General features: G+C 67.1%; 20 protein-coding genes and 2 tRNA genes. 8 read left to right on the plus strand and 14 right to left on the minus strand.

The genetic code is table 11. From position 1 onward, the window contains the following. Positions 1-55: 55 nt before the first annotated feature. The 4 genes from J2X41_RS09520 to clpX all read right to left on the minus strand — a co-directional run bounded on the left by J2X41_RS09520 (position 56) and on the right by clpX (position 4780). A tRNA-Val gene (locus tag J2X41_RS09520) sits at positions 56-130 on the minus strand. Positions 131-290: 160 nt separating this feature from the next. Further along, positions 291-569, minus strand: coding sequence for an HU family DNA-binding protein (locus J2X41_RS09525; RefSeq protein ID WP_028037652.1), 279 nt, complete (start codon positions 567-569; stop codon positions 291-293). Between the two features lie 147 nt (positions 570-716). Next, positions 717-3116 carry an endopeptidase La gene (gene lon / locus J2X41_RS09530; protein ID WP_310081417.1) on the minus strand — a complete coding sequence of 800 codons (2400 nt, stop codon included), beginning with the start codon at positions 3114-3116 and terminating at the stop codon, positions 717-719. A gap of 401 nt (positions 3117-3517) precedes the next feature. After that, a complete protein-coding gene (gene clpX, locus J2X41_RS09535) occupies positions 3518-4780 on the minus strand; it encodes an ATP-dependent protease ATP-binding subunit ClpX (protein WP_028037654.1) in 1263 nt (420 codons plus the stop codon). Positions 4781-5155: 375 nt separating this feature from the next. On the opposite strand from clpX, the gene J2X41_RS09540 reads away from it, so the two are divergent. Then, positions 5156-5827 carry an HAD-IB family hydrolase gene (locus J2X41_RS09540; RefSeq protein ID WP_310081418.1) on the plus strand — a complete coding sequence of 224 codons (672 nt, stop codon included), beginning with the start codon at positions 5156-5158 and terminating at the stop codon, positions 5825-5827. 1 nt (position 5828) lies between these two features. Here J2X41_RS09540 and J2X41_RS09545 read toward each other — a convergent pair whose 3' ends face one another. From J2X41_RS09545 to J2X41_RS09560, 4 genes are all read right to left on the minus strand, one after another. Next, positions 5829-6179 carry a hypothetical protein gene (locus tag J2X41_RS09545; RefSeq protein WP_310081419.1) on the minus strand — a complete coding sequence of 117 codons (351 nt, stop codon included), beginning with the start codon at positions 6177-6179 and terminating at the stop codon, positions 5829-5831. Positions 6180-6309: 130 nt separating this feature from the next. Further along, positions 6310-6936 carry an ATP-dependent Clp protease proteolytic subunit gene (locus tag J2X41_RS09550; RefSeq protein ID WP_028037656.1) on the minus strand — a complete coding sequence of 209 codons (627 nt, stop codon included), beginning with the start codon at positions 6934-6936 and terminating at the stop codon, positions 6310-6312. A gap of 179 nt (positions 6937-7115) precedes the next feature. Further along, the gene (gene tig, locus J2X41_RS09555) at positions 7116-8474 is read right to left on the minus strand and encodes a trigger factor (RefSeq protein WP_310081765.1); all 1359 of its coding nucleotides are present in this window, start codon (positions 8472-8474) and stop codon (positions 7116-7118) included. A 237-nt stretch (positions 8475-8711) separates the two neighbouring features. Further along, a tRNA-Leu gene (locus J2X41_RS09560) sits at positions 8712-8796 on the minus strand. Between the two features lie 306 nt (positions 8797-9102). Between J2X41_RS09560 and J2X41_RS09565 the strand changes: the two genes are divergently transcribed. Beyond that, a complete protein-coding gene (locus J2X41_RS09565; protein WP_310081420.1) occupies positions 9103-9279 on the plus strand; it encodes a hypothetical protein in 177 nt (58 codons plus the stop codon). Here J2X41_RS09565 and J2X41_RS09570 read toward each other — a convergent pair. Both J2X41_RS09570 and J2X41_RS09575 read right to left on the minus strand, forming a co-directional pair. Continuing rightward, positions 9276-10730 (minus strand): NAD(P)H-hydrate dehydratase, encoded by a 1455-nt coding sequence (locus J2X41_RS09570; protein WP_310081422.1) that lies wholly within the window; start codon positions 10728-10730, stop codon positions 9276-9278. The genes J2X41_RS09565 and J2X41_RS09570 overlap by 4 nt on opposite strands. Before the next feature lie 14 nt (positions 10731-10744). Then, positions 10745-11314, minus strand: a complete 570-nt coding sequence (locus J2X41_RS09575; RefSeq protein ID WP_310081424.1) for a histidine phosphatase family protein — start codon at positions 11312-11314, stop codon at positions 10745-10747. On the opposite strand from J2X41_RS09575, the gene J2X41_RS09580 reads away from it, so the two are divergent. The 3 genes from J2X41_RS09580 (at position 11304) to glnA (ending at position 13605) form a co-directional block, all read left to right on the plus strand. Then, positions 11304-11657 (plus strand): hypothetical protein, encoded by a 354-nt coding sequence (locus J2X41_RS09580; RefSeq protein ID WP_310081426.1) that lies wholly within the window; start codon positions 11304-11306, stop codon positions 11655-11657. The two genes, J2X41_RS09575 and J2X41_RS09580, sit on opposite strands and share 11 nt — an antisense overlap. A gap of 160 nt (positions 11658-11817) precedes the next feature. After that, positions 11818-12156, plus strand: coding sequence for a P-II family nitrogen regulator (locus J2X41_RS09585; protein WP_310081428.1), 339 nt, complete (start codon positions 11818-11820; stop codon positions 12154-12156). A gap of 39 nt (positions 12157-12195) precedes the next feature. Further along, positions 12196-13605 carry a type I glutamate--ammonia ligase gene (gene glnA / locus J2X41_RS09590; RefSeq protein WP_310081429.1) on the plus strand — a complete coding sequence of 470 codons (1410 nt, stop codon included), beginning with the start codon at positions 12196-12198 and terminating at the stop codon, positions 13603-13605. A 228-nt stretch (positions 13606-13833) separates the two neighbouring features. On the opposite strand, the gene J2X41_RS09595 is transcribed toward glnA, so the two are convergent. The 4 genes from J2X41_RS09595 to J2X41_RS09610 form a co-directional block, all read right to left on the minus strand. Continuing rightward, complete coding sequence (locus tag J2X41_RS09595) at positions 13834-14955, minus strand: hypothetical protein (protein WP_310081430.1); 1122 nt, start codon at positions 14953-14955, stop codon at positions 13834-13836. A 161-nt stretch (positions 14956-15116) separates the two neighbouring features. Continuing rightward, complete coding sequence (locus tag J2X41_RS09600) at positions 15117-15524, minus strand: putative quinol monooxygenase (RefSeq protein ID WP_310081431.1); 408 nt, start codon at positions 15522-15524, stop codon at positions 15117-15119. A gap of 60 nt (positions 15525-15584) precedes the next feature. Further along, complete coding sequence (locus J2X41_RS09605; RefSeq protein WP_310081432.1) at positions 15585-15941, minus strand: Kazal-type serine protease inhibitor domain-containing protein; 357 nt, start codon at positions 15939-15941, stop codon at positions 15585-15587. Positions 15942-16041: 100 nt separating this feature from the next. Then, positions 16042-16680 carry a DUF6624 domain-containing protein gene (locus J2X41_RS09610; protein ID WP_310081433.1) on the minus strand — a complete coding sequence of 213 codons (639 nt, stop codon included), beginning with the start codon at positions 16678-16680 and terminating at the stop codon, positions 16042-16044. A gap of 139 nt (positions 16681-16819) precedes the next feature. On the opposite strand from J2X41_RS09610, the gene parE reads away from it, so the two are divergent. From parE to J2X41_RS09625, 3 genes are all read left to right on the plus strand, one after another. Beyond that, on the plus strand, positions 16820-18922 hold the full coding sequence (parE, locus tag J2X41_RS09615) for a DNA topoisomerase IV subunit B (protein ID WP_310081435.1): 2103 nt from the start codon (positions 16820-16822) through the stop codon (positions 18920-18922). Between the two features lie 322 nt (positions 18923-19244). Further along, entirely contained in the window at positions 19245-19571 is a 327-nt protein-coding gene (locus J2X41_RS09620) for a UrcA family protein (protein WP_310081438.1), read from the plus strand. A 328-nt stretch (positions 19572-19899) separates the two neighbouring features. Next, positions 19900-22176: a DEAD/DEAH box helicase gene (locus tag J2X41_RS09625; RefSeq protein WP_310081441.1), complete on the plus strand. Its 2277-nt coding sequence runs from the start codon at positions 19900-19902 to the stop codon at positions 22174-22176. Positions 22177-22220: the final 44 nt, after the last annotated feature.

The raw sequence follows: 22220 nt of genomic DNA on the forward strand, positions 1-22220 counted from the left end.
GGGCGACGGCGACACTCCATCGCCGGTCGAACCCTGGTGCTGATAGTGCTGATGATGGTGGGCGGTGAGGGGATCGAACCCCCGACCCTCTCGGTGTAAACGAGACGCTCTACCGCTGAGCTAACCGCCCTCGGGACCTTTCAGGCCCGTCTGTTCGAGGCGGACGAAGCCAAGACGGACGAGCCCAAGCGGACGAGGATGTGGGAGATACCCCGTCCGCCCGGAAAAGTCCTGCATAGAAAAGGCGGGACGCCGTCGTGGCGCCCCGCCCTTGAAATCTGGGTACTGGATCAGCCGTTCAGCGTGGTCTTCAGACCTTCGCCGACCTGGAACCGGGCGGTCTTGGACGCCGGACGGTTCACGGTCTCGCCGGTGCGCGGATTGCGCGCGGTGCCCGCGGCCCGAGCGACCGCCTTGAACGTGCCGAAGCCGACCAGGCGCACGTCTTCGCCTGACTTCAGCGAACTGGTGACGGCGTCGATGAAAGCCTCGAGAGCGTCCTTAGCCTGGTTCTTGTTGATGCCCGCCTTTTCGGCGATCGCCGTGACGAGTTCGGCCTTTGTGGTCATGGTCTTCTCCCAGCATGAAAGCGGCGGCGCTGGCTAGAGCTCACGCCGCTTCGCTCGACCGGGAGTATGCGGGGTTCAGACGGCCCGTCAAACGAAGGCGGCGCGGAAAACCTCCGCGCCGCCCAAGTTATCAACGATAAGTTACTATTAGTGGGTCAGAACAGCATCGCTGTCGCCGTCTTCCACCTTCGCAGTCGCAGCAATCGGCTCGTCCTCCTCACGCCATTCGATGGGCGTGAGCGGGCCGATCAAGGCGTGTTTCAGCACTTCGTCGAAGGTCGACACCGGAATGATCTCCAGGCCGTCCTTCACGCTCTGCGGGACATCCGCCAGATCCTTCTCGTTCTCCTGAGGGATCAGCACCGTCTTCACGCCCGAGCGCAGGGCCGCCAGAAGCTTTTCCTTCAGGCCGCCGATCGCCGTGACCCGGCCGCGCAGGGTGATCTCGCCGGTCATGGCGATGTCCTTGCGGATCGGGACGCCGGTCAGCACCGAGACGATGGCCAGGGCCATGGCGCTGCCGGCCGACGGGCCGTCCTTGGGCGTGGCGCCGTCCGGAACGTGCACGTGAACGTCGGTCTTCTCGAACGCCGGCGGCTTGATGCCGAACTGCACGGCCCGCGAGCGGACGTAGCTGTTGGCCGCCGAGATCGACTCCTTCATCACGTCCTTGAGGTTGCCGGTGACCGTCATGCGGCCCTTGCCCGGCATCTTCACGGCTTCGATGGTCAGGATGTCGCCGCCGAATTCCGTCCAGGCCAGACCGGTGACGATGCCGACCTGGTCGATCTCGTCGGTCTCGCCGTAGCGGTACTTCTTGACGCCCGCGTACTTGGCCAGGCGCTCGTCGTCGATCGTGATCGAGGTCAGCTTCTCGCGCGCCAGGTCCCGCACGGTCTTGCGCGCCAGGGCGCCCAATTCCCGCTCCAGCGACCGCACGCCGGCTTCCCGGGTGTAGTAGCGGATCAAGTCGCGGATGGCCTTTTCGGGCACCACGAACTCGGACGACTTCAGGCCATGGTCCTTCATCTGCTTGGGCAGGACGTGGCGCTTGGCGATCTCGACCTTCTCATCCTCGGTGTAGCCGGGGATGCGGATGATCTCCATGCGGTCCAGCAGCGGCTGAGGCATGTTGAGGCTGTTGGCCGTGGTGACGAACATCACCTGGGACAGGTCGTAGTCGACCTCCAGATAGTGGTCGCCGAAGGTCGAGTTCTGGGCCGGATCCAGCACCTCGAGCAAAGCCGAGGACGGGTCGCCGCGATAGTCGCTGCCCATCTTGTCGATCTCGTCCAGCAGGACGAAGGCGTTGGTGGTCTTGGCCTTCTTCATGGTCTGGATGATCTTGCCGGGCATCGAGCCGATATAGGTGCGGCGGTGACCGCGGATCTCGGCCTCGTCGCGCACGCCGCCCAGCGAGATGCGGGCGAACTCGCGACCCGTCGCCTTGGCCAGCGAACGGCCCAGCGAGGTCTTGCCGACGCCCGGAGGACCGACCAGGCACAGGATCGGGCCCTTCAGCGAGTTGGTGCGCGCCTGGACGGCCAGGTACTCAAGGATGCGTTCCTTGACCTTCTCCAGGCCGTAGTGGTCCTCCTCGAGCACCGCCTCGGCCTCGACCAGGTCGATCTTCTTGGTCTTGGCCTTGCCCCACGGGATCGACAGCATCCAGTCCAGGTAGTTGCGGACCACGGTGCTTTCGGCCGACATCGGGCTCATGTTGCGCAGCTTCTTCAGCTCGCCCTCGGCCTTGGTGCGGGCTTCCTTGGACAGCTTGGTCTTCTTGATGCGCTTTTCGAGCTCGATCAGTTCGTCGCGCTGATCATCAGGGTCGCCCAGCTCGCGCTGGATCGCCTTCATCTGCTCGTTCAGGTAATATTCGCGCTGGGTCTTCTCCATCTGGCGCTTCACGCGCGAGCGGATCTTCTTCTCGACCTGCAGCACCGAGATCTCGCCCTCCATCAGGGCGAAGACCTTTTCCAGGCGCTTCACGACGTCGAAGATTTCCAGCAGGTGCTGCTTGTCGCCGATCTTGACCGACAGATGGGCCGAGATGCTGTCGGCCAGCTTGCCGGGCTCGGCGATCTGCGGGATCGAGGCCAGGGCCTCGGGCGGCACCTTCTTGTTCAGTTTGACGTAGTTCTCGAACTGCTCGACCACGGCGCGCGACAGCGCCTCGGCCTCGGGGCCCACGCCGTGGTCCTCGTTCACCTCGCCGACCTGAGCCTCGTAATAGGCCTCCTGGTCGGTGAAGCGCACGACGGCCGCGCGGCCCTTGCCCTCGACCAGCACCTTGACGGTGCCGTCGGGCAGTTTCAGCAGTTGCAGGACGGTGGCCAGCACGCCGACATCGTAGATGTCGGTCGGCGCCGGATCGTCGTCGGCCGAGTTCTTCTGGGTGACCAGAAGGATCTCCTTGCCGCCGCGCATCACCTCTTCGAGGGCGCGAACGGACTTGTCACGCCCGACGAACAACGGGACCACCATGTGCGGGAACACAACGATATCCCGCAGGGGCAGCACAGGAAGCGTACGAATCTCAGACATGATGCTTTCTACTCCTGGCCGGCGCGTGCACTCGCGCTCGGCCATGCGGGCCGCCGTCACCCAGACGATGCGCCTGAGTCGTACGGCCCGTCCGCCCGGGACTGAGCGGATGGTCGTTATTTATGTGGACCTTTTGCAACACGGTTCAAGCGTGCTCGCCTCCTAGCGGCGACGCGTCGCGGTCGAGCGGCCAAGATGCAACGGACATGCCCCCTGCTCGGCTCCACCATGCACGATCCGTGCTGGCGAGACGCCGGTGGCGTCCAAATCCTGCCGCGACCGCTGACTTGGCGCCCGCGCTGGCCGCCGAGCGCCACCACGCAATAAGGTCTGGTGTGACGAAAAGGGCGCGCCCGGCCAAGCCGGACGCGCCCGATTTTCAAGCGGCGCCGGAGGCTGGGCTAGGCCGAAGCCGCCCCGCCCTTCTTCTCGGCATAGATCAGCAGCGGCTGGGCCCGGCCTTCGACGACCTCGGCATTGACCACCACTTCCTCGACGCCCTCGTAGTTGGGCAGTTCGAACATGGTCTCCAGCAGGATGCCTTCCATGATCGAACGCAGGCCGCGGGCGCCGGTCTTGCGGGCGATGGCCTTCTTGGCCACGCCGTGCAGGGCGTCCTCGGTGAAGGTCAGGCCGATGTTCTCCATCTCGAACAGGCGCTGGTACTGCTTGACGAAGGCGTTCTTCGGCTCGGTCAGGATCTTCACCAGGGCGGCCTCGTCGAGGTCCTCCAGGGTGGCGATCACCGGCAGGCGGCCGATGAATTCCGGGATCAGGCCGAAGCGCTGTAGGTCGTCGGGCTCGACGCCCCGCAGGATCTCGCCCGTGCGGCGCTCTTCCGGATCCGCCACCTTGGCCCCGAAGCCGATCGACTTGCCCTGGCCGCGCGCCGAGATGATGCGCTCCAGGCCCGCGAAGGCCCCGCCGCAGATGAACAGGATGTTCGTCGTGTCGACCTGCAGGAACTCCTGCTGCGGATGCTTGCGCCCGCCCTGCGGCGGCACGGAGGCGACGGTGCCTTCCATGATCTTCAGCAGGGCCTGCTGCACGCCTTCGCCCGACACGTCGCGGGTGATCGACGGGTTGTCGGACTTGCGGCTGATCTTGTCGATTTCGTCGATGTAGACGATGCCCCGCTGGGCGCGCTCGACATTGTAGTCGGCGGCTTGCAGCAGCTTGAGCACGATGTTCTCGACGTCTTCGCCCACATAACCGGCTTCGGTCAGGGTGGTGGCGTCGGCCATCGTGAACGGCACGTCGATGATTCGGGCCAGGGTCTGGGCCAGAAGCGTCTTGCCGGTGCCTGTCGGACCGACCAGCAGGATGTTCGACTTGGCCAGCTCGACGTCGTTGTTCTTCGAGGCGTGGTTCAGGCGCTTGTAGTGATTGTGCACCGCGACCGCGAGCACCTTCTTGGCGTGGTTTTGCCCGATGACGTAATCGTCCAGCACCTCGCAGATCTCGCGGGGCGTCGGCACGCCGTCCTTCGACTTCACGAAGGCGATCTTGTGCTCTTCACGGATGATATCCATGCAGAGTTCGACGCATTCATCGCAGATGAACACCGTCGGGCCGGCGATGAGCTTGCGCACCTCATGCTGGCTCTTTCCGCAGAAAGAACAGTAGAGGGTGCTCTTGGTGTCGCCGCTCGCGGCTTTCGTCATGGTCGCTTCTCACGCTAGGGCGGTCCGGGCCGAAGCCGAAACCACCGACTCCTTAGCGCCAATCCCGCCACCGAGGCAGCAGGATATTCGCTCGGAGTTGTCTAATCCTTGACATTCCCCGATCCGGACGCACGGCACAAGCCTTGGAGCCGTTTTACAGCCCCCAAGTTCGTGGATGGTGTGTGCGGTTTCATGGAATTCTTCCCTAAGATGGCGTTCCAGGACGTCAACGCAAGCGGGGACCTGTTCGCTCCCCATGCGCATCGGTGAGCGCCTGATGAAGAGTGCGTCGCAAATGGTGATCATCTTAGGCGGCGCTGGCGGAATCGTGGTGCAAGGCCGTCAGGTTTACAGGGCGCGCGTGCGCGGAGACGAATGGCGAGACGTTCACTGATGGCCCAGGGGCTGACGGCCTCCACGGGCATGACCGGCGACCTGCATGAGGGCCCGCCGCTGGTGGCCTTCGATTTCGACGGCACCCTGACGGTTCGCGACAGCTTCACGGCCTTCCTGAAGTGGCGGGTCAGCCCCGCCCGGCATTTGATCGGCATGGCGCGGCTTTTCCCTGCCGCCATTGGGTATCTGTTCGATCGCAACCGCGGCAAGATCAAGGCCGCCGCCGTGCGCGAGTTCCTGCGCGGCGTGCCCCTGGAACAGCTGGAGCGCGAGGCCCGCGCCTTCGCCCAGTCCGAAGCCCCCAAGCTGTTCCGCCCCGACGCCCTGGCCGTCTGGCGGCGCTGGCGGGCCAAGGGCGCCAGGCTGGTGATCGTCACCGCCTCGCCCGACGTCGTGGTCGCGCCGTTCGCCCGCGGGCTGGGCGCGGACCTGCTGATCGGCTCGCGCCTGGCCCTGGATCCCAACGACAAGGTCCTGGGACCGCTGGACGGTCCCAACTGCCGGGGCTCGGAAAAGGTGGTTCGCCTGAAGGCGGTCTTCGGCGACGATTTGTCGCTGGCCGCCGCCTATGGCGACACCTCCGGCGACCGCGAGATGCTGGCGATCGCCCACGAGAAGGGTTACCGGATCTTCCGAGGCAAGCCGGGCTGATCTAGCGCGGCTTCTGACCGCTCTCGGCCTCGATCCGCGCCACGGTCCGGGCGTGCGACTTGCACATGTAGAACCCCGGCTTGATCTTGCCGTAGCCCTTGGTCTTCGCGCCATAGACTTGGCCGCCGGACGTCCGCCAGACGATCGGTTCCGACCGGCAATAGGCCCTGGCGGTCTTCAGGGTCGAAAAGGTCCGGGGCGCGAGCGTGGCCGGCAGATCCCTGTAGGCTTTGGGATTGGTGCACTGGGACGGGTCACATTGCGCGTGAGCGGTGACGCCGATCGGCGCGCCGAGCGCCAGGATCAGGCCTGAAACGGTGATGACGGTGCGACGGCTGGACCTGAAGGCCATGGCTTGAATTCCCCCTGGGCGGGCAGTTCGCACGCCATCAAGCCGGAACACAAACCAAAGTTCTCTCAAACGAAAAAGCCGCCGACCTCGCGGCCGACGGCTTTTCCAGGTCTCGAGAATGAGGAGGCGCCTACGCCTTGTCGTCGGCGTCGCCGCGGCTTTCGTTGATGTGGTCGATCAGGCCCCAGGCCTTGGATTCCTCGGCGCTCATGAAGTGGTCGCGGTCGAGGGTCTTTTCGACTTCCTCATAGGTGCGGCCGGTGTGCTTGACGTAGATCTCGTTCAGGCGGCGCTTGGTCTTGATGATGTCTTCGGCGTGACGCTCGATGTCCGAGGCCTGGCCGCGGAAGCCGCCTGACGGCTGGTGGACCATGATCCGGGCGTTCGGCAAGGCGATGCGCTGGCCAGCGGCGCCGGCGGTCAGCAGCAGGCTGCCCATCGAGGCGGCCATGCCCATGCACACCGTCGAGACCGGGCTTTTGATGTATTGCATGGTGTCGTAGATCGCCAGGCCGGCCGTCACCACGCCGCCCGGCGAGTTGATGTACATGGCGATTTCCTTCTTGGGGTTCTCGGACTCCAGGAAGAGCAACTGGGCGCAGATCAGGCTGGCCATCCCGTCTTCGACGGGACCGGTCAGGAAGATGATCCGCTCTTTCAACAGACGGGAGAAGATGTCGAACGCCCGCTCGCCGCGGCTGGTCTGTTCGACCACCATCGGCACGAGGTTCATCGCCGTCGCCATCGGATCATACATAGGGATCGCCCTTTTCATTGTGTCTGGGCGGCGCGAACGCGAATCAGCCCCCGCGCGCCGTCGCCAACGCATATCGCGTGGCGCTTAACAGGTTGCAAGGAGCCGGGGTCCGGCTCGGCGCATGAAAAAGGGCGCGACCCTCGCGGATCGCGCCCTGTTCAGCTCGGAGGACGGGAGCCTTAGCCGCCGTAGCCTTCCGGCAGGTCGTCTTCTTCCAGGAGCTCTTCCTTGGAGACTTCCTTTTCCTCGATCTTGGCCTTGCCGAAGATCAGGTCGACGACCTTGTCCTCGTAGATCGGGGCGCGCAGGGCGGCCTGCAGGTCGGCGCGCTGGCGGTACATGTCGAACACCTGCTGGGCTTGCGCGCCATATTGGCGGGCTTCGCGCATCATGGCGTCGGCCAGTTCCTGCTCGGTGACGGCCACGTCGTTCTTGCGGCCGATCTCGGCGAGCACCAGACCCAGGCGCACGCGGCGCTCGGCGATCTTCTTGTACTCGTCCTTCAGCTGGTCCTCGGTCTTGCCTTCGTCCTCGGGCGGCAGGCCGCCCTGGGTCTTGTCGGCCTGGACCTGTTGCCAGATGCCGGCGAACTCGGCGTCGACCATGCGCGGCGGCAGGGCGAAGTCGTGCTTGGTGTCGAGCACGTCGAGCAGGGCGCGCTTGAGCTTGAAGCGCGAGCTGTTGGCGTAGCGGCCTTCCAAGTTCGACTTCAGCAGGTCCTTCAGGGCGGCCAGGTCGGCCAGGCCCAGGCGCTTGGCCAGTTCGTCGTCCGGCTCGGCGTCGACCGGGGCGCGCACTTCCTTGACGGTGGTGGCGAACTCGGCGGCCTTGCCGGCCAGGTTGGCGGCTTGATAGTCGTCCGGGAAGTTGACCTTCACCACGACTTCGTCGCCCGGCTTGGCGCCGACCAGCTGTTCCTCGAAGCCCGGGATGAACTGGCCCGAACCCAGGGTCAGCTCGGCGTCGGCGGCCGTGCCGCCGTCGAAGGCCACGCCGTCGATCGTGCCGACGAAGTCGATCAGCAGTTGGTCGCCGTCCTTGGCCTTCAGGCTCTTGCCCTTGCGCGGCTCATAGGTGCGGGCCTGCTTGGCCAGGTCGGCCAGGGCCTCGTCGACCTCGGCGTCCGAGATCTTGTAGACCGGCTTGGTCAGCTCGATCGACGCGGGGTCGATCGGCTCGAAGTCCGGCATCACTTCCACGGCCAGTTCGAAGGCCAGGTCCTCGCCGCCCGCCAGCACCTTGTCCATGTCGGACGAGGGCTTCAGGTCGGGCTGGCCGGCGGGGCGCAGCTTGTTGTCGTCCAGCACCTTCTGGGCGCCTTCGTTCAGCGTCGCCTCGATGACTTCGCCCATCAGGGCCTTGCCGTAGAGGCGGCGAACGTGCGCGGCCGGCACCTTGCCCGGGCGGAAGCCCTTGACGTTCATCTGGGGCGCGACCTCGGCGATCCGGGCCGTAAGACGCGTGGCGAGTTCACTCGCGGGCACCGTCACGCCATAAACGCGGCTGAGGCCTTCGCCCGACTTTTCAACGATCTGCATCGACATTCTTAGCTTCTCGGCTCTCTGGGCGCCCGCGCCCGTCGTCCGCCCCAGGGGTCAAAACATCAAAGCCGCCCACGTCACCGGGGCGGCGAAAGAGCGCCCTTATGTCACGCGTTTGGCGACCATCCAAGGGCATTGGCGCCCTCAGGGGACGAAAGTCCCGCTGAAAGCGCGCGCCGCCGGGCGAAAGCCCGCCGGGGTGGTGCGCTTCGCCGGACCAGAGGCCCGGCGAAGTGGTGCGGATGAGAGGACTCGAACCTCCACGCCTCTCGGCGCCAGAACCTAAATCTGGTGCGTCTACCAGTTTCGCCACATCCGCACGATGCGCCGGAGCGGGTTAGACATGCCCGGGCGGCTTGGCAAGTCGCCAGGCGATTTGCGCCGGAGTCCGGCCTGTCGCGGACATGCTCGAAAGTTCGAATATTTCTCGCCACGCCCGGAACAACTTCCCGGCCCGCCGGTTATGATGATGTCCGCGGCTGTTCAGAACGCCCTGGATCTACACCGGCCCGGGCCATGCCCCCCCGACTGACGCCCGGGCCGGTGTTTCACCTTCCAAATGTTAGCGCGGAACGATCTGGCCTTGGACGGGTTTGGGTCCGAGTTCGTCCACTGAGCGCGTCGCATGGAAACCATTGAAATCGTCGAAGGCGAAAAAAGCTGGACCGTGCGGCACGGGACGCGGGTGCTTTTCATCGACACGGTCGAGGAACGGACGCTGCGGACGGCGCTGGCCATCAGCCGCACCCTGTTCGACGACGGCGTACGAGCCCAGGTCGTCCTGATCCGCCGGGACCACTAGCGGCCTCGCGCCTCCCAAAGCTTTTTCAGCACCGAGGGCGCGAGATCCGGCAGGTCCTCGGCGATCAGGCCCGGTCCATGGGTCGCGCCGGCCTCGGCGTGGATCCAGGCGGCGGCGCAGGCGGCCTCGAAACTCTCCATGCCCTGGGCGATCAGGCCGGCGATGAAGCCAGCCAGCACGTCCCCCGCCCCGGCCGTGGCCAGCCATGGCGCGCCGTTCAGCCCGACCGCCGCCCGGCCGTCGGGCGCGGCGACCACCGTGTCGGAGCCCTTCAGCAGCACCACCGCCCCGGCCCGTCGCGCGGCCTCCCGCGTCGCCGTGATCCGTTCGGGCGACGCCGTCAGCAGGCCGGGGAAGATCCGTTCGAACTCGCCGGGATGCGGCGTCAGCACATCGTCCCGGTCCAGCGCCGAGAACAGGGCGGCCGAATCGTCGGCGAAGCTGGTCAGGGCGTCGGCGTCGACCACCAGGGCCGCGCCGTTGCGGGCCAGGGCGAAGACGTGGCGCATCGTCGCCTCCCCTACCCCCGCCGCCGGTCCGATCACCACCGCGTCGGCCTTTTCGGCCCGGGTTTGCAGATCGAACTCGCTTTCGAACGGCGCCAGCATCACCGCTTCCAGGTGGGCGGCGTTGACTGCCAAGGCGTTGGGCGGCGACAGCACGGTCACCACCCCCGCGCCGATCCGCAAGGCCCCGCGCGCCGCCAGCCGCGCCGCGCCGGTGTTCCAGGCTTCGCCGCTGACGGCCATCATCCGCCCGCGGGCGTGCTTGTGGGCGTCGGCCGCCGGCCAGGGGAAGCGCTCGGCCCATAGGCCAGGATCGTTCTCGAACAATCGCCCCTGCCCGGTCTCTTCCAGGCCGATGTCGGCCACCACCACTTCGCCGCAGGCGGCTCGCCCCACGGCCAGCACATGCGCCGGCTTGCGGCGATGGAAGGTGACGGTGAGCGCCGCCTTCAGGCTCCGCTCGCCGAGGGCAAGGCCGGTGTCGCCGACCAGGCCGCTGGGCACGTCGACGGCGACGATCCGCGCGGCGCCGGGCATGACCCGCGCCAGACGGTCGGCCTCGCCGTCGAGCGGCCGCGACAGGCCGGCCCCGAACAGGCAGTCGACATAGAGCGCCGCCGAGCCCGGCTCCGAAACCAGCGGTCCGGTCTCGCCCTTCCAGCGCGCGGCGGCCCACTGCGCCGCCGGGCTGGCGGGCGGCCCCAGCGCCTCGACCCGCACCGGCCAGCCGCGTCGGCGCAGGTGGCGAGCGATCACATAGCCGTCGCCGCCGTTGTCGCCCGGACCGCACCAGACCACCGTCGGGCAGCGGGCGTGGCGCTCGCGGATCACCTCGGCCACCGCCCGGCCGGCCCGCTCCATCAAGACGACCGTCGGGGTCCCGGCCTCGACAGCGGCCCGATCCGCGGCGGTCATCTCGGCGACGGTCATGATCTGGCGCGGCACGGCGGCTCCTCTTCCTACAGGACCTGGGTGGAGGCCTCCCGACCCTTGTCGACCAGGATCAACGCGCCGTCGACCAGATCGAACGTCGTCACCGACACGTGGTCGGGCCGGAACGCCGCCACCGCCTCGCCGCCGGTCGCCGCCGACACCGCCGCGTTCAGGGCCACGAAGTGGCTGAACACCGCCGCGCCGGGGTGCGAGGCCACGCCTTGCGCGACCTCGCGCGTCCAGGCCGCATAGTCGAGATCGCCCGGGATATCGCTCCACCGCCCCAGGAAGGCCTGGCGCAGCCAGCCGGAGCGGTCCTGCGCGTCGAGGGCGGCCGGAGTCGGGATTTCGCCAACCCGGGGATCAATCTCGACCGTCGCGCCCAGGGCGTCGGCCAGGGGCTGGGCGGTCTCGCGACAGCGGCGAAGCGGCGAGCTGACCACGCGGGACGGGCGCTCTCCGACCGGCAGGGCCAGCAACGTCTGCGCCACCGCCCTGGCCTGCTCCGCCCCGACGGCGTCCAGGCCTGGATCAGGATCGGCGTCGCCCCAGGTCGAGGCGGGGCGGCCGTGGCGGATCATGTGAATGCGGCTCATCGGCTTCCTCGCCCGTTCGAAATATCTTCCCGACCGTCCGCTCGCGTCGGGTCTTCTTGTAACGCTTGCCGGGCCCGCCGAGGCGCCGTCCGCCGTCGCGGCGCGCAAACGCGCAAGAACCGACCCTGGTGGCCGCCCGCCCCGCTTCCGCATCGCCGCAATCTTCAGCAGTTTTCGAGTCGACCGCCTTTTTTCCGCCATTCCCACCCAAGCCCCGCGACGCCGTTCGGCCACGGACAGCGGGGCTTCCGCCCGGTTCTTCGCCGCCGAAACGGCCGTTTCGACGATCCTAGGCCGCCAATCGGCGCTCGCAAGCCGGTTTGGCCACCCAAACCTGCACTGATCAGGTTTCAGGCTTCAGATGCTCAAATATGCAGCAATGAGCCGAACTCGACAGGACTCGCACGATAAAGCGCTTCAGCCCGCTTGTGAGCCGAGGGGCCGGCGTGCTCCGTGCCGCTCAGTCAGCGGCGCCCGCGCCGTTTGGGCGTGAAAGAAGTCTGATGAAAAAGATCGAAGCCATCATCAAGCCGTTCAAGCTGGATGAGGTCAAAGAGGCGCTTCAGGAGATGGGCGTACAGGGCATGACCGTGCTGGAAGCCAAGGGCTACGGCCGCCAGAAGGGTCACACCGAGCTCTATCGCGGCGCCGAGTACGTCGTCGACTTCCTCCCCAAGATCAAAGTCGAAGTCGTGGTCGAAGACAGCCAGTTGGAGCCCGCGCTCGAAGCCATCACCAACGCCGCCCGCACGGGCCGCATCGGCGACGGCAAGATTTTCGTGTCCGAAATCACGGAAGTCGTCCGCATCCGCACCGGAGAAACCGGCCCGTCCGCCGTCTAGGCCCGGCCGAAAACCGCTTAACGCTCAAAGGGGATAACTATGAGCACCGCCAAGCAGATCCTGGACCTGATCAAGGAAAAGGACGTCAAGTACGTCGACGTCCGTTTCACCGACGTGCGCGGCAAGCTGCAGCACGTGACCTTCGACATCGACCTGGTCGATGACGACTTCCTCAACGACGGCACCATGTTCGACGGCTCGTCGATCGCCGGCTGGAAGGCCATCAACGAGTCGGACATGAAGCTGCGTCCTGACCTGACCAGCGCCATCATCGACCCGTTCTACCAGCAGACCACCCTGGCGCTGTTCTGCGACGTGGTGAACCCCGACACGGGCACCCCCTACAACCGCGACCCGCGCTCGATCGCCAAGAACGCCCTGGCCTACGTCAAGTCGTCGGGCATCGGCGACACCGTGTTCTTCGGCCCTGAAGCCGAGTTCTTCATCTTCGACGACGTGCGCTGGAGCACTGCTTCGAACAACACCGGCTACTCGTTCGACTCCGTCGAACTGCCGGGCAATTCGGCCAAGGAATATCCCGAAGGCAACATGGGCCACCGCCCGGGCCCCAAGGGCGGCTACTTCCCGGTCAACCCGATCGACTCGGCCCAGGACCTGCGCGGCGAAATGCTGGCCGTCATGGGCGAGCTGGGCATGAAGCCGGAAAAGCACCACCACGAAGTGGCGCCGGCCCAGCATGAACTCGGCCTGAAGTTCGACACCATGGTCGTGATGGCCGATCGCATGCAGCTCTACAAGTACGTGATCCACAACGTGGCCCACGCCTACGGCAAGTCGGCCACCTTCATGGCCAAGCCGATGTTCGGCGACAACGGCTCGGGCATGCACGTGCACCAGTCGATCTGGCAGGACGGCAAGCCGCTGTTCGCCGGCGACAAGTACGCCGGCCTGTCGGACATGTGCCTGTGGTACATCGGCGGCATCATCAAGCACGCCAAGGCGATCAACGCGTTCTCGAACTCGACGACGAACTCGTACAAGCGCCTGGTGCCGGGCTACGAAGCCCCGGTGAAGCTGGCCTACAGCTCGCGCAACCGCTCGGCCTCGATCCGCATCCCGCACGTCGACTCGCCGAAGGCCAAGCGCATCGAGGCGCGCTTCCCCGACCCGATGGGCAACCCGTACCTGACGTTCGTCGCCCTGCTGATGGCCGGCCTCGACGGCATCAACAACAAGATCGATCCGGGCGCGGCCGCCGACAAGAACCTCTACGACCTGCCGCCCCGCGAGCAGAAGAAGATCCCGGAAGTCTGCGGCAGCTTGCGCGAAGCCCTGGAAAACCTGGACAAGGACCGCGCCTTCCTGAAGGCCGGCGGCGTCATGGATGACGACTTCATCGACAGCTACATCGAGCTGAAGATGGAAGAGGTGATGCGCCTGACGCTGCACCCGCACCCGGTCGAATTCGACATGTACTACAAGTGCTAAGCCTTACGGCTTAGGACCAAGGACGAGGCCCGCGGAGCGATCCGCGGGCCTTTTTCTTTGGTGTCAGATGGGGTTGGCGGGCGTCTGGGCTCAGCGGGAGACCGAATGGCCGCGCTCCATGGGCGGGATTTTTCCGCCTCAGCTCGGACGTTCCAAGCAACGCTTCAGCGGATTGTCAGAACTGCGATACTTCGGACCGCCGACAGTTAGGGCAACTCGCGGCCTCGTTCAGCAGTCTGGACGCGCGCCCTGCTTTTCCGCCGCGTAGGTGCGGAGACGCTCGCATCCCACCTTTCGGGCCCATGCGGGATCAAGTTTGGTCAGAACGTAAGGGTAAGCTTCGGCGTCGTATGTGGGCTCTTGCAGGGCGCGCTCGATACGGGCCTTGGCGGCCTCGACCTCAGGCGCGACCCGTGCTCGCACCTCGGTCCAGCTTGGATCACTCGCCGGAGGGGCCGCCCCGCGCGGGGACAGACGCCACGCGGTAACGAGTAGGTGAGCAGGCGCGGCGTCGGGGACGTCCATATCCCCGGCGCGAGGACCAATAGTCTGGACCGGGCCGAGCCAAGCTCCAGAGCAACCGCCGGATGCGCCACACCCAAAGACGGGTAGCGGAATTGGACCCGGCAGGCGAACCACGGCCGTCGTTAGGGTGCGGGTGATCTGGCCTGGACGCGCCACCAATAGCGACACCACCCGAGCCCGGCTTATGCCTCGCTCTTCGAGACCCATCTCGGCGCGCAATCGAACGGCGGCGGGCGGGGGTGACCCAGGGAAGTAGACCATACAGCTGTCTTTGCCGTACGCTGGTATATCGACGCGGTTGGGAATGGGGATGTCGCAAAAATCCTTAGGCCCCAATAGCGCTTGCGCATCCCGCCCGTCGAACCGATCCCACTTCGCGAAGGCAGTGCGGATTCGATAGTGCTCAAGAAGCCAGGCTCCCGCCCCCGTGTCTGCGTCCACGTCGTAGAGAGCGTCCCGCGCCGGATCGAAAGGAACGTCAAAGGTTGCGTTGCGCCGTCCTATGGCGTCTTGCCAGCGATAGAAATCGAGCCAGGCTAATCCGGCGACAATGAAATAGCTGCCGTAAAGCAAGGCTGGCAGCGCCAGAACCGCCTTGGGAAGATGACCGCGCACGGCGTCCCAGGCGACACCCAGCAGCGCAACGTTGAGGAGTATCGCTAAGGGCAGGCTGAGTCCGAAGAACGCGAACAGGAAGCCGAAAGTCGGGACCAGAGCTGACAGCGCTAAGGCCAGACCAGAGAGCCCAAAGATGACGAGCCACAAGGAGAATCGACGGCCGTCTTTCTCGTGCTGCTTCTTCGGCCGACCTTCTTCAGTGATCATTTGCGTTCCATCATCCCCATGGCAGATCGCCAGCGGCGGACAACAGCACGCCAAGGCCGAGCTTTGCAATCAGAACGCGGCGCTTATCACCTTGACTGTGTCAGCCCTCACCGCGAGGGTCGCCCCCCCCCTCTCGGACTATCAAACCGCCCACGCCCCCCTCAGCCCAGCCCCACTCCGCCCACCGGCACGGTCTCGAACCGGTGCCCGAACCCCGCGATGATCGGGCGGGCCTTGGCGATGGCGGCCTGGACGGACGGCAGTTGCAGCGAGGCGGCGTGGCTGGCCTTGTCGGTCCAGACCTCGGTGATCCACAGGGCGTCGGCGTCGACCGTGTCCTCGGCGATGATATAGCTGAGGCAGCCGGGCATGCCGCCGGTGCTTTCCGAGAGGATGGCGACAAGCTCGCCCCGCTTGCCGGGCGCGGCCTTCATCTGGCCGATCAGTCCGTACATCGTCTTCTCCTCCTTGGCCTGGACGCTGGGCGCGCCGGTCAAGAGGCCGACGGCGAGGCCGCCTGTCAGCACCTCCCGCCGCGGCGTTCCCTTCGTCGATCGTCGTTGGGTCATGCGGCCTCCAGCGGCCATCGTCGGCGACGCCTGCCCTCGGGATGTCAGCAGCAAACCGTTCTACCCCTTGCACTCGCCCTGTGTCGCGACGCTGGCGCCCTGGGCGGCGGCGTTGCAGGCGCTGGGATAGGTCTTGCCGTCGCAGCCGCAGACCGGGGCGTAGATCATCGTGCAGGCCTGGGGCGGCTTGCGGCAGGTCCCCGCGCCGTCGGCGACGTGGCATTGGCCGGCCGGCATCTGGCAGACCAGGCCCGAGGCGCACTGGAAGCCGGCGAAGCCGCCGCACATGCCGCCCTCGGCCACCGGCGTCCGGGCGTGGGACACTGGCGGGTTCGGCGCCGGCTGACCGCCGCCCGGACTGGAGCAGCCCAGCAGCACCAGCGCGGCGAGCGCGGAAAACAGGCTGCGCGAGGTCATGGGGCGGCTCCTTTTCGTTAGCGCCCCAAGACTGCCACGCCCGCGTCGCGTCGGGCAAACGCCAAGCTCAAGGCCTATCATCAGGCGGGACGCAGGTTCCCTACATCTGGTCGAGCGCGGCCAGATATTCCGCCATCGGCTGCAGGCCGACCGCCGCCCGCCGCGCCTCCAGGCCTTCGGGGGCCTCCAGATCCGTTGGGACCGCGTACTTGCCGTCCTTGCAGGTCGTGCCTTGGGTGCCGTAGCGCTGAGGCCGCTTGTCCACCGTCGCCAGGCGATCATAGAGGGTCGCGTAGTCGTCAGGCAGAGCCTCGTGCGTCGCCACAAGGGGTTCGATCAAGGCCAGCACCTGACGCTGAAAAGCCAGGTCGCTGGAGTGGTTGGCCAGGGTCACCGCCGCCGCCGAAGTCCGTCTGGACGTCTCCGAGATCTTCGGCCAGCCGTGGGCGGCGATGATCGCCTTGAGTCGCTGGGTGTGGAGCTTGTCCTGAGCCTCGATCAGGGCCCCGGCGGGTTTCATGACCGCATCGCGCTGCTCCGGCGGCAGCTTGCTGGTCGCCTCCAGCATCGTCGTCCGCAGGGCCTGGTCGACGCCCGCCATGCCGACGATGTCCTCGATGATTTCGGCGCGTCCGGCGATGGCCCGCACCCGTTCCACCGTCGGATCAGGCCGGGCGAAGGCTGTCACAGCCGGCACGCTCGACAGGGCCACCAGGATCGTCACGCAGATCGACTTCACTTCGCCCCTCCCAACCTCAAGCTGTTGCAGCCTCCCGGGACAATCGGGCGGTTTCGCGGCGCGTCCACGCAGCCCCTTTTCAGGGGACGACGCAGAGCCCATACGAGGCGCTCCCGCCGAATCGACGCATGTTCCCCTAATGTCCTCCAAAGACGATCCCAACTTCTCGCTGTTCGGCGACGACGCCCTCGCCCCGGTTCCCGCCTCGCCGTTCCCGGCTCGCGAGCCGCACCCCGAGCCCGCGCCGCGCGCGGCCGCGCCGCCGCCGCCGCCGGTCAAGCCCAGCGCGCCCGCCGCGCTCTCGTCGTCCGGCGGCTACGACGCCAGCTCGATCGAGGTCCTGGAGGGTCTCGAGCCTGTCCGCATGCGCCCGGGCATGTACATCGGCGGCACCGACGAGCGGGCCCTGCACCACCTGTTCGCCGAGGTGCTGGACAACTCGATGGACGAGGCCGTGGCCGGCTTCGCCAAGACCATCGAGGTCAAGCTCGACGCCGACGGCTACCTGTCGGTGCGCGACGACGGGCGCGGCATGCCCGTCGACGAGCACCCCAAGCATCCGGGCAAGTCGGCCCTGGAAGTGATCATGACCGTCCTGCACGCGGGCGGTAAGTTCAGCGGCAAGGCCTACGAGACCTCCGGCGGCCTGCACGGGGTGGGCGCCAGCGTCGTCAACGCCCTGTCGGAACTGGTCGAGGTCACCGTCTGGCGCGAAGGTTTCGAGCACCGCCAGAGCTTCGCGCGCGGCAAGCCGCTGGGTCCCGTCGAGAAGATCCAGCCCAGCAAGAAGCGCGGCACCCAGGTGCGCTTCAAGCCCGACGACCAGATCTTCGGCGAGGGCTGTGGCTTCAAGCCGGCGCGCCTGTACCGCATGGCCCGCTCCAAGGCCTATCTGTTCCGCGGGGTGCAGATCAAATGGTCCTGCGATCCCTCGCGCATCCAGGACCAGACGCCGGCCGAGGCCACCTTCCACTTCCCCAACGGCCTGGCCGACTTCCTGGCCGAGCGCACCAAGGGGCTGGAGGTGGTCACCCCCGACAGCTTCGCCGGCCGCATCGAGCGCCAGGGCGAGGCGGGCGCGGTCGAGTGGGCCATTGCCTGGACGCCGCGCGGCTTCGGCGAGCACGACGGCTTCATGCAGTCGTACTGCAACACAGTGCCCACGCCGGAAGGCGGCACTCATGAGAGCGGCCTGCGCGCCGCCCTGACCCGGGGTCTGAAGGCCTATGCCGAGCTGAAGGGCGAGAAGCGGGCGACGATCATCACCGCCGACGACGTGATCGCCCAGGCCGGCGCCCTGATCTCGGTGTTCATCAAGAACCCGGAATTCCAGGGCCAGACCAAGGAAAAGCTCTCTTCGAGCGAAGCGCAACGCTTCGTCGAGAATGCGCTTCGCGACCCGTTCGACCACTGGCTGACCGGCAGCCCCAAGGCCGCCCAGGCCCTGCTGGAGTTCGTGATCGAGCGGGCCGAGGAGCGCCTCAAGCGCCGCAAGGACAAGGAAGTCCAGCGCGCCTCGGCGACCCGCAAGCTGCGCCTGCCCGGCAAGCTGGCCGACTGCGCGGCCGGGGCCGTCGACGGCGCCGAGCTGTTCATCGTCGAGGGCGACTCGGCCGGCGGCTCGGCCAAGCAGGCCCGCAACCGCAAGAACCAGGCGATCCTGCCCCTGCGCGGCAAGATCCTCAACGTGGCCTCGGCCAGCGGCGAGAAGTTCACGGCCAACAAGGAGCTCAGCGACCTGATGCTGGCCCTGGGGGCCCAGGGCGGCAACCGGTACAAGGAAGAGGATCTGCGCTACGAGCGGATCATCATCATGACCGACGCCGACGTCGACGGCGCCCATATCGCCAGCCTGCTGATCACCTTCTTCTACCGGACCATGCCGGACCTGATCCGCCAGGGGCACCTGTTCCTGGCCCTGCCGCCGCTGTACCGCATCAGCCATGGCGGCAAGAGCGCCTACGCCCGCGACGACGCCCACAAGGACGAGTTGCTGGCCACGACCTTCAAGGGCAAGAAACCCGAGATCGGCCGCTTCAAGGGCCTGGGCGAGATGATGGCCTCCCAGCTGAAGGAGACCACCATGGACCCGTCGGTGCGGACCCTGGCCAAGATCACCCTGCCCCGCTCCGAGGAGGCGGTCGAGGCCCTGGTCGAGACGCTGATGGGCCGCAAGCCCGAGCTGCGCTTCCGCTTCATCCAGGAAAACGCCGAGTTCGCGGCCGACGACCTGGACCTGTAGGCCGGGGCGGCTTTCCCGTCCTTCGTGGCGGGAAGGCCGATTCCACGGCCCTTCGAGCATGACCTATCAAAGAATCTGACATTTCACATTCGCGCCGCTCAAGCGTAGCTAACCCCTCAAACGAATTCGACTTTTCGCGACCAAAAAGCTTTGTTCGCTTGATTTTTGACCGATTTGTCGACCTTTTTCGCTTTTCCTGGACGCTCTTTGGGCAGATGCAGGATGACGAAGCTCGATTTCGAGCCGGTCCGCCCGCGGATTCGGCCCGCGATCGCGCCGAGCGGCGCCCCAAGACGCCGCGAAAGTCTAGGGAAGTCGATCCATGAAGACCCTGCTCGCCTCCACCGTCGCCGTCCTGGCCCTGGCCGCCGCGCCGTTCGCGGTCGCCGCGCCCGTCGGCGTCGAAACCGTCAGCATCCCGGTGTCCAAGTCCAAGCTGGACCTCAACAACCCCCGCGACGCCCAGGTGCTGATGCGCCGCATCAACACCGCCGCCCTGGAAGCCTGCGGCGCCGACGCCCACAGCTTCCCGGAGTTCAAGCGCGTCGTGGCCGCCTCGTCCTGCCACCGCGACGCCGTCGCCGGGGCGGTCGGCCAACTGAACAGCAACCAGGCCGCCCTGACCGTCACGGGCGTCCGCAACCGCTAGGTTTCTTCCCCGCCCGCGGGGAAGGTCGGCGAAGCGCCCGGGGCCGAGCCCCGGGCGTTTTGCGTTGCGGGCCCGCCCCGCGTCGCGCGGCCATTTCGCCGCACCGCAGCATTATTTCCCCTCGACCCTTGCTTTCCGGACGGTTTTGGCCTCCTTAGGCCGCCCATCGGACCGTATTTCGGCGCGCCTCATCGGCATCCCGGCGAAAAAGGTCTATTCTCTGAAGATATTGACCAAGAACACGGTCCATTTGGGGGTCGTATTTGGTCGTGGTGCGGGCCGCGCGCGTTTGTGTGTGCGCCGTCCGCTTGAAACGAACTGGACCCGCATGCCCTTCCCCGCTTCCCACCCCGCTCTTGAGCGGGCTCTTGCCGCTCAAGGTTATCTCGAGCCCACTCCCGTCCAGGCCGCCGTGCTGGAAGCCGACGCCGAGGGCCGCGACCTGCTGGTCAGCGCCCAGACCGGCTCGGGCAAGACCGTCGCCTTCGGTCTCGCCGCCGCCACCACCCTGCTCGGCGACGCCGAGAAGTTCTCCAAGGCCGGCGCCCCGATGTGCCTGGTCATCGCCCCGACCCGCGAGCTGGCCATCCAGGTCAATCGCGAGCTGACCTGGCTCTATGCCGACGCCGGCGCCGTGGTCGTCAACTGCGTGGGCGGCATGGACGCTCGCCGCGAGCAGCGGGCCCTGAACTTCGGCGCCCACATCGTGGTCGGCACCCCCGGACGTCTGCGCGACCACATCGAGCGCGGCCATCTGGACCTGTCGGAGCTGAAGGTCGCCGTTCTCGACGAGGCCGACGAGATGCTCGACATGGGCTTCCGCGAGGACCTTGAGTTCATCCTCGACGCCGCCCCCAAGGAGCGCAGGACCCTGCTGTTCTCGGCCACCCTGGCGCGCGAGATCGTGCAACTGGCCAAGAGCTACCAGAACGACGCCCTGCGCATCGACACCCTGGGCCGCAACGAGCCGCACCGCGACATCGAATATCGCGCCGTCCGCGTCGCGCCCAACGAGACCGAGCACGCGATCGTCAACCTGCTGCGCTATTTCGAAAGCCCCGGCGCCCTGGTGTTCTGCAACACCCGCGAAAGCGTCCGCGCGCTGCACAGCAAGCTGCGCGAGCGCGGCTTCGCCGTGGTCGGCCTGTCGGGCGAGCTGTCGCAGCGCGAGCGCGCCGACGCCCTGCAGGCCCTGCGCGACGGCCATGCCCGCGTCTGCGTCGCCACCGACGTTGCGGCTAGAGGTCTAGACCTGCCCGATCTGGGCCTGGTCATCCACGCCGAGCTGCCGGTCAACAAGGCCACCCTGCTGCACCGGTCGGGCCGCACCGGCCGGGCCGGCAAGAAGGGCGTCAGCGCCCTGGTCGTGCCCTACACCCGCCGCCGCAAGGCCGAACAGCTGCTGATGGCGGCCGGCGTCGAAGGCCAGTGGGGCGGCGCCCCGACCGCCGACGAGATCCGCGTCAAGGACCAGGAGCGCCTGCTCGACGACCCGATCTTCGCCGAGCCCTCGAACGAGGACGACGCCGGCCTGGTCGCGGCCATGCTGGAAAAGCGCACGCCCGAGGAACTGGCCGCCGCCCTGATCCGCGCCCGCCGCGCCAAGCTGCCGGCCCCGGAAGAGATCTACGACGATCCGCGCCACGGCGCCGACCCGGGTCCGCGCGTTCGCGGCGAACGTTCCAACGACAGCGGCGACCGCTTCGCCGATCGGGGTCCGCGCGACTTCGGCGGCCGTGATGACCGTCCGGAACGCGAACCGCGCGCCGACATGAGCAATTCGGCCTGGTTCCGCCTCAACACCGGCCGGCGCAACAACGCCGACCCCAAGTGGCTGATCCCGCTGATCTGCCGCCTGGGCCACATCACTAAGAAGGACATCGGCTCGATCCGGATCTTCGACTACGACACCAAGTTCGAGATCTCGGCCGAGGCGGAAGTGAAGTTCGGCGCGGCCGTCCAGGCCACCGTGCGCGACGACGTGACCATCACCCCGACCACGGCTCCGGCCGCCCGGGACGCCGGCCCGCGCAAGGAGTACGCGCCGCGTCCCCCTCGCGACGACAACGACGCGCCGCGCCGCGAATACGCCCCGCGCCCGCCCCGGGACAACGACCGCGCCCCGCGCGCCAACGCCCCGGGCTCGCGCGATCACACGCCGCGTCCATCCGCGTTCGGCGCCGACGGCGTCAGCAACGCCAAGCCGTATGCGCGCAACGAAGAGCCCAAGCGCGACTACAAGCCGCGCGACCGCGACGAGGCGCCGAAGCGGGATTTCAAGCCCCGCGCGGAGGGTCCCCGTTCGGACGCTCCCAAGCGCGAGTTCAAGCCGCGTGACGAAGCCCCGCGCGCCTATGCCGAGGCCGCCCCGCGCCGCGCACCGCGCACCGACCGCGAGAGCGTTCCCTACGATCCCGCCGCTGCGGCTTCGGAAAAGCCGTTCCGGAAGCCCCGCGCTGAAGCCGGCGCCGGTCCGGCCAAGCCGTTCAAGGGTCCCAAGCCCTTCAAGGCCAAGGGCGACTTCGGCGGCAAGCCGGCGTTCGGCAGCCCCAAGCCCGCCTTCGGCAAGAAGCCGGGCGGCAAGACGCCGTTCAAGAAGAAGTAGTTTGAACCAAGCCCTCCCCCTGTGGGGGAGGTGTCGTCCCGACT

Source organism: Caulobacter sp. BE254 (assembly GCF_031457295.1).
In the GTDB taxonomy this organism is placed as follows: Bacteria; Pseudomonadota; Alphaproteobacteria; order Caulobacterales; family Caulobacteraceae; genus Caulobacter.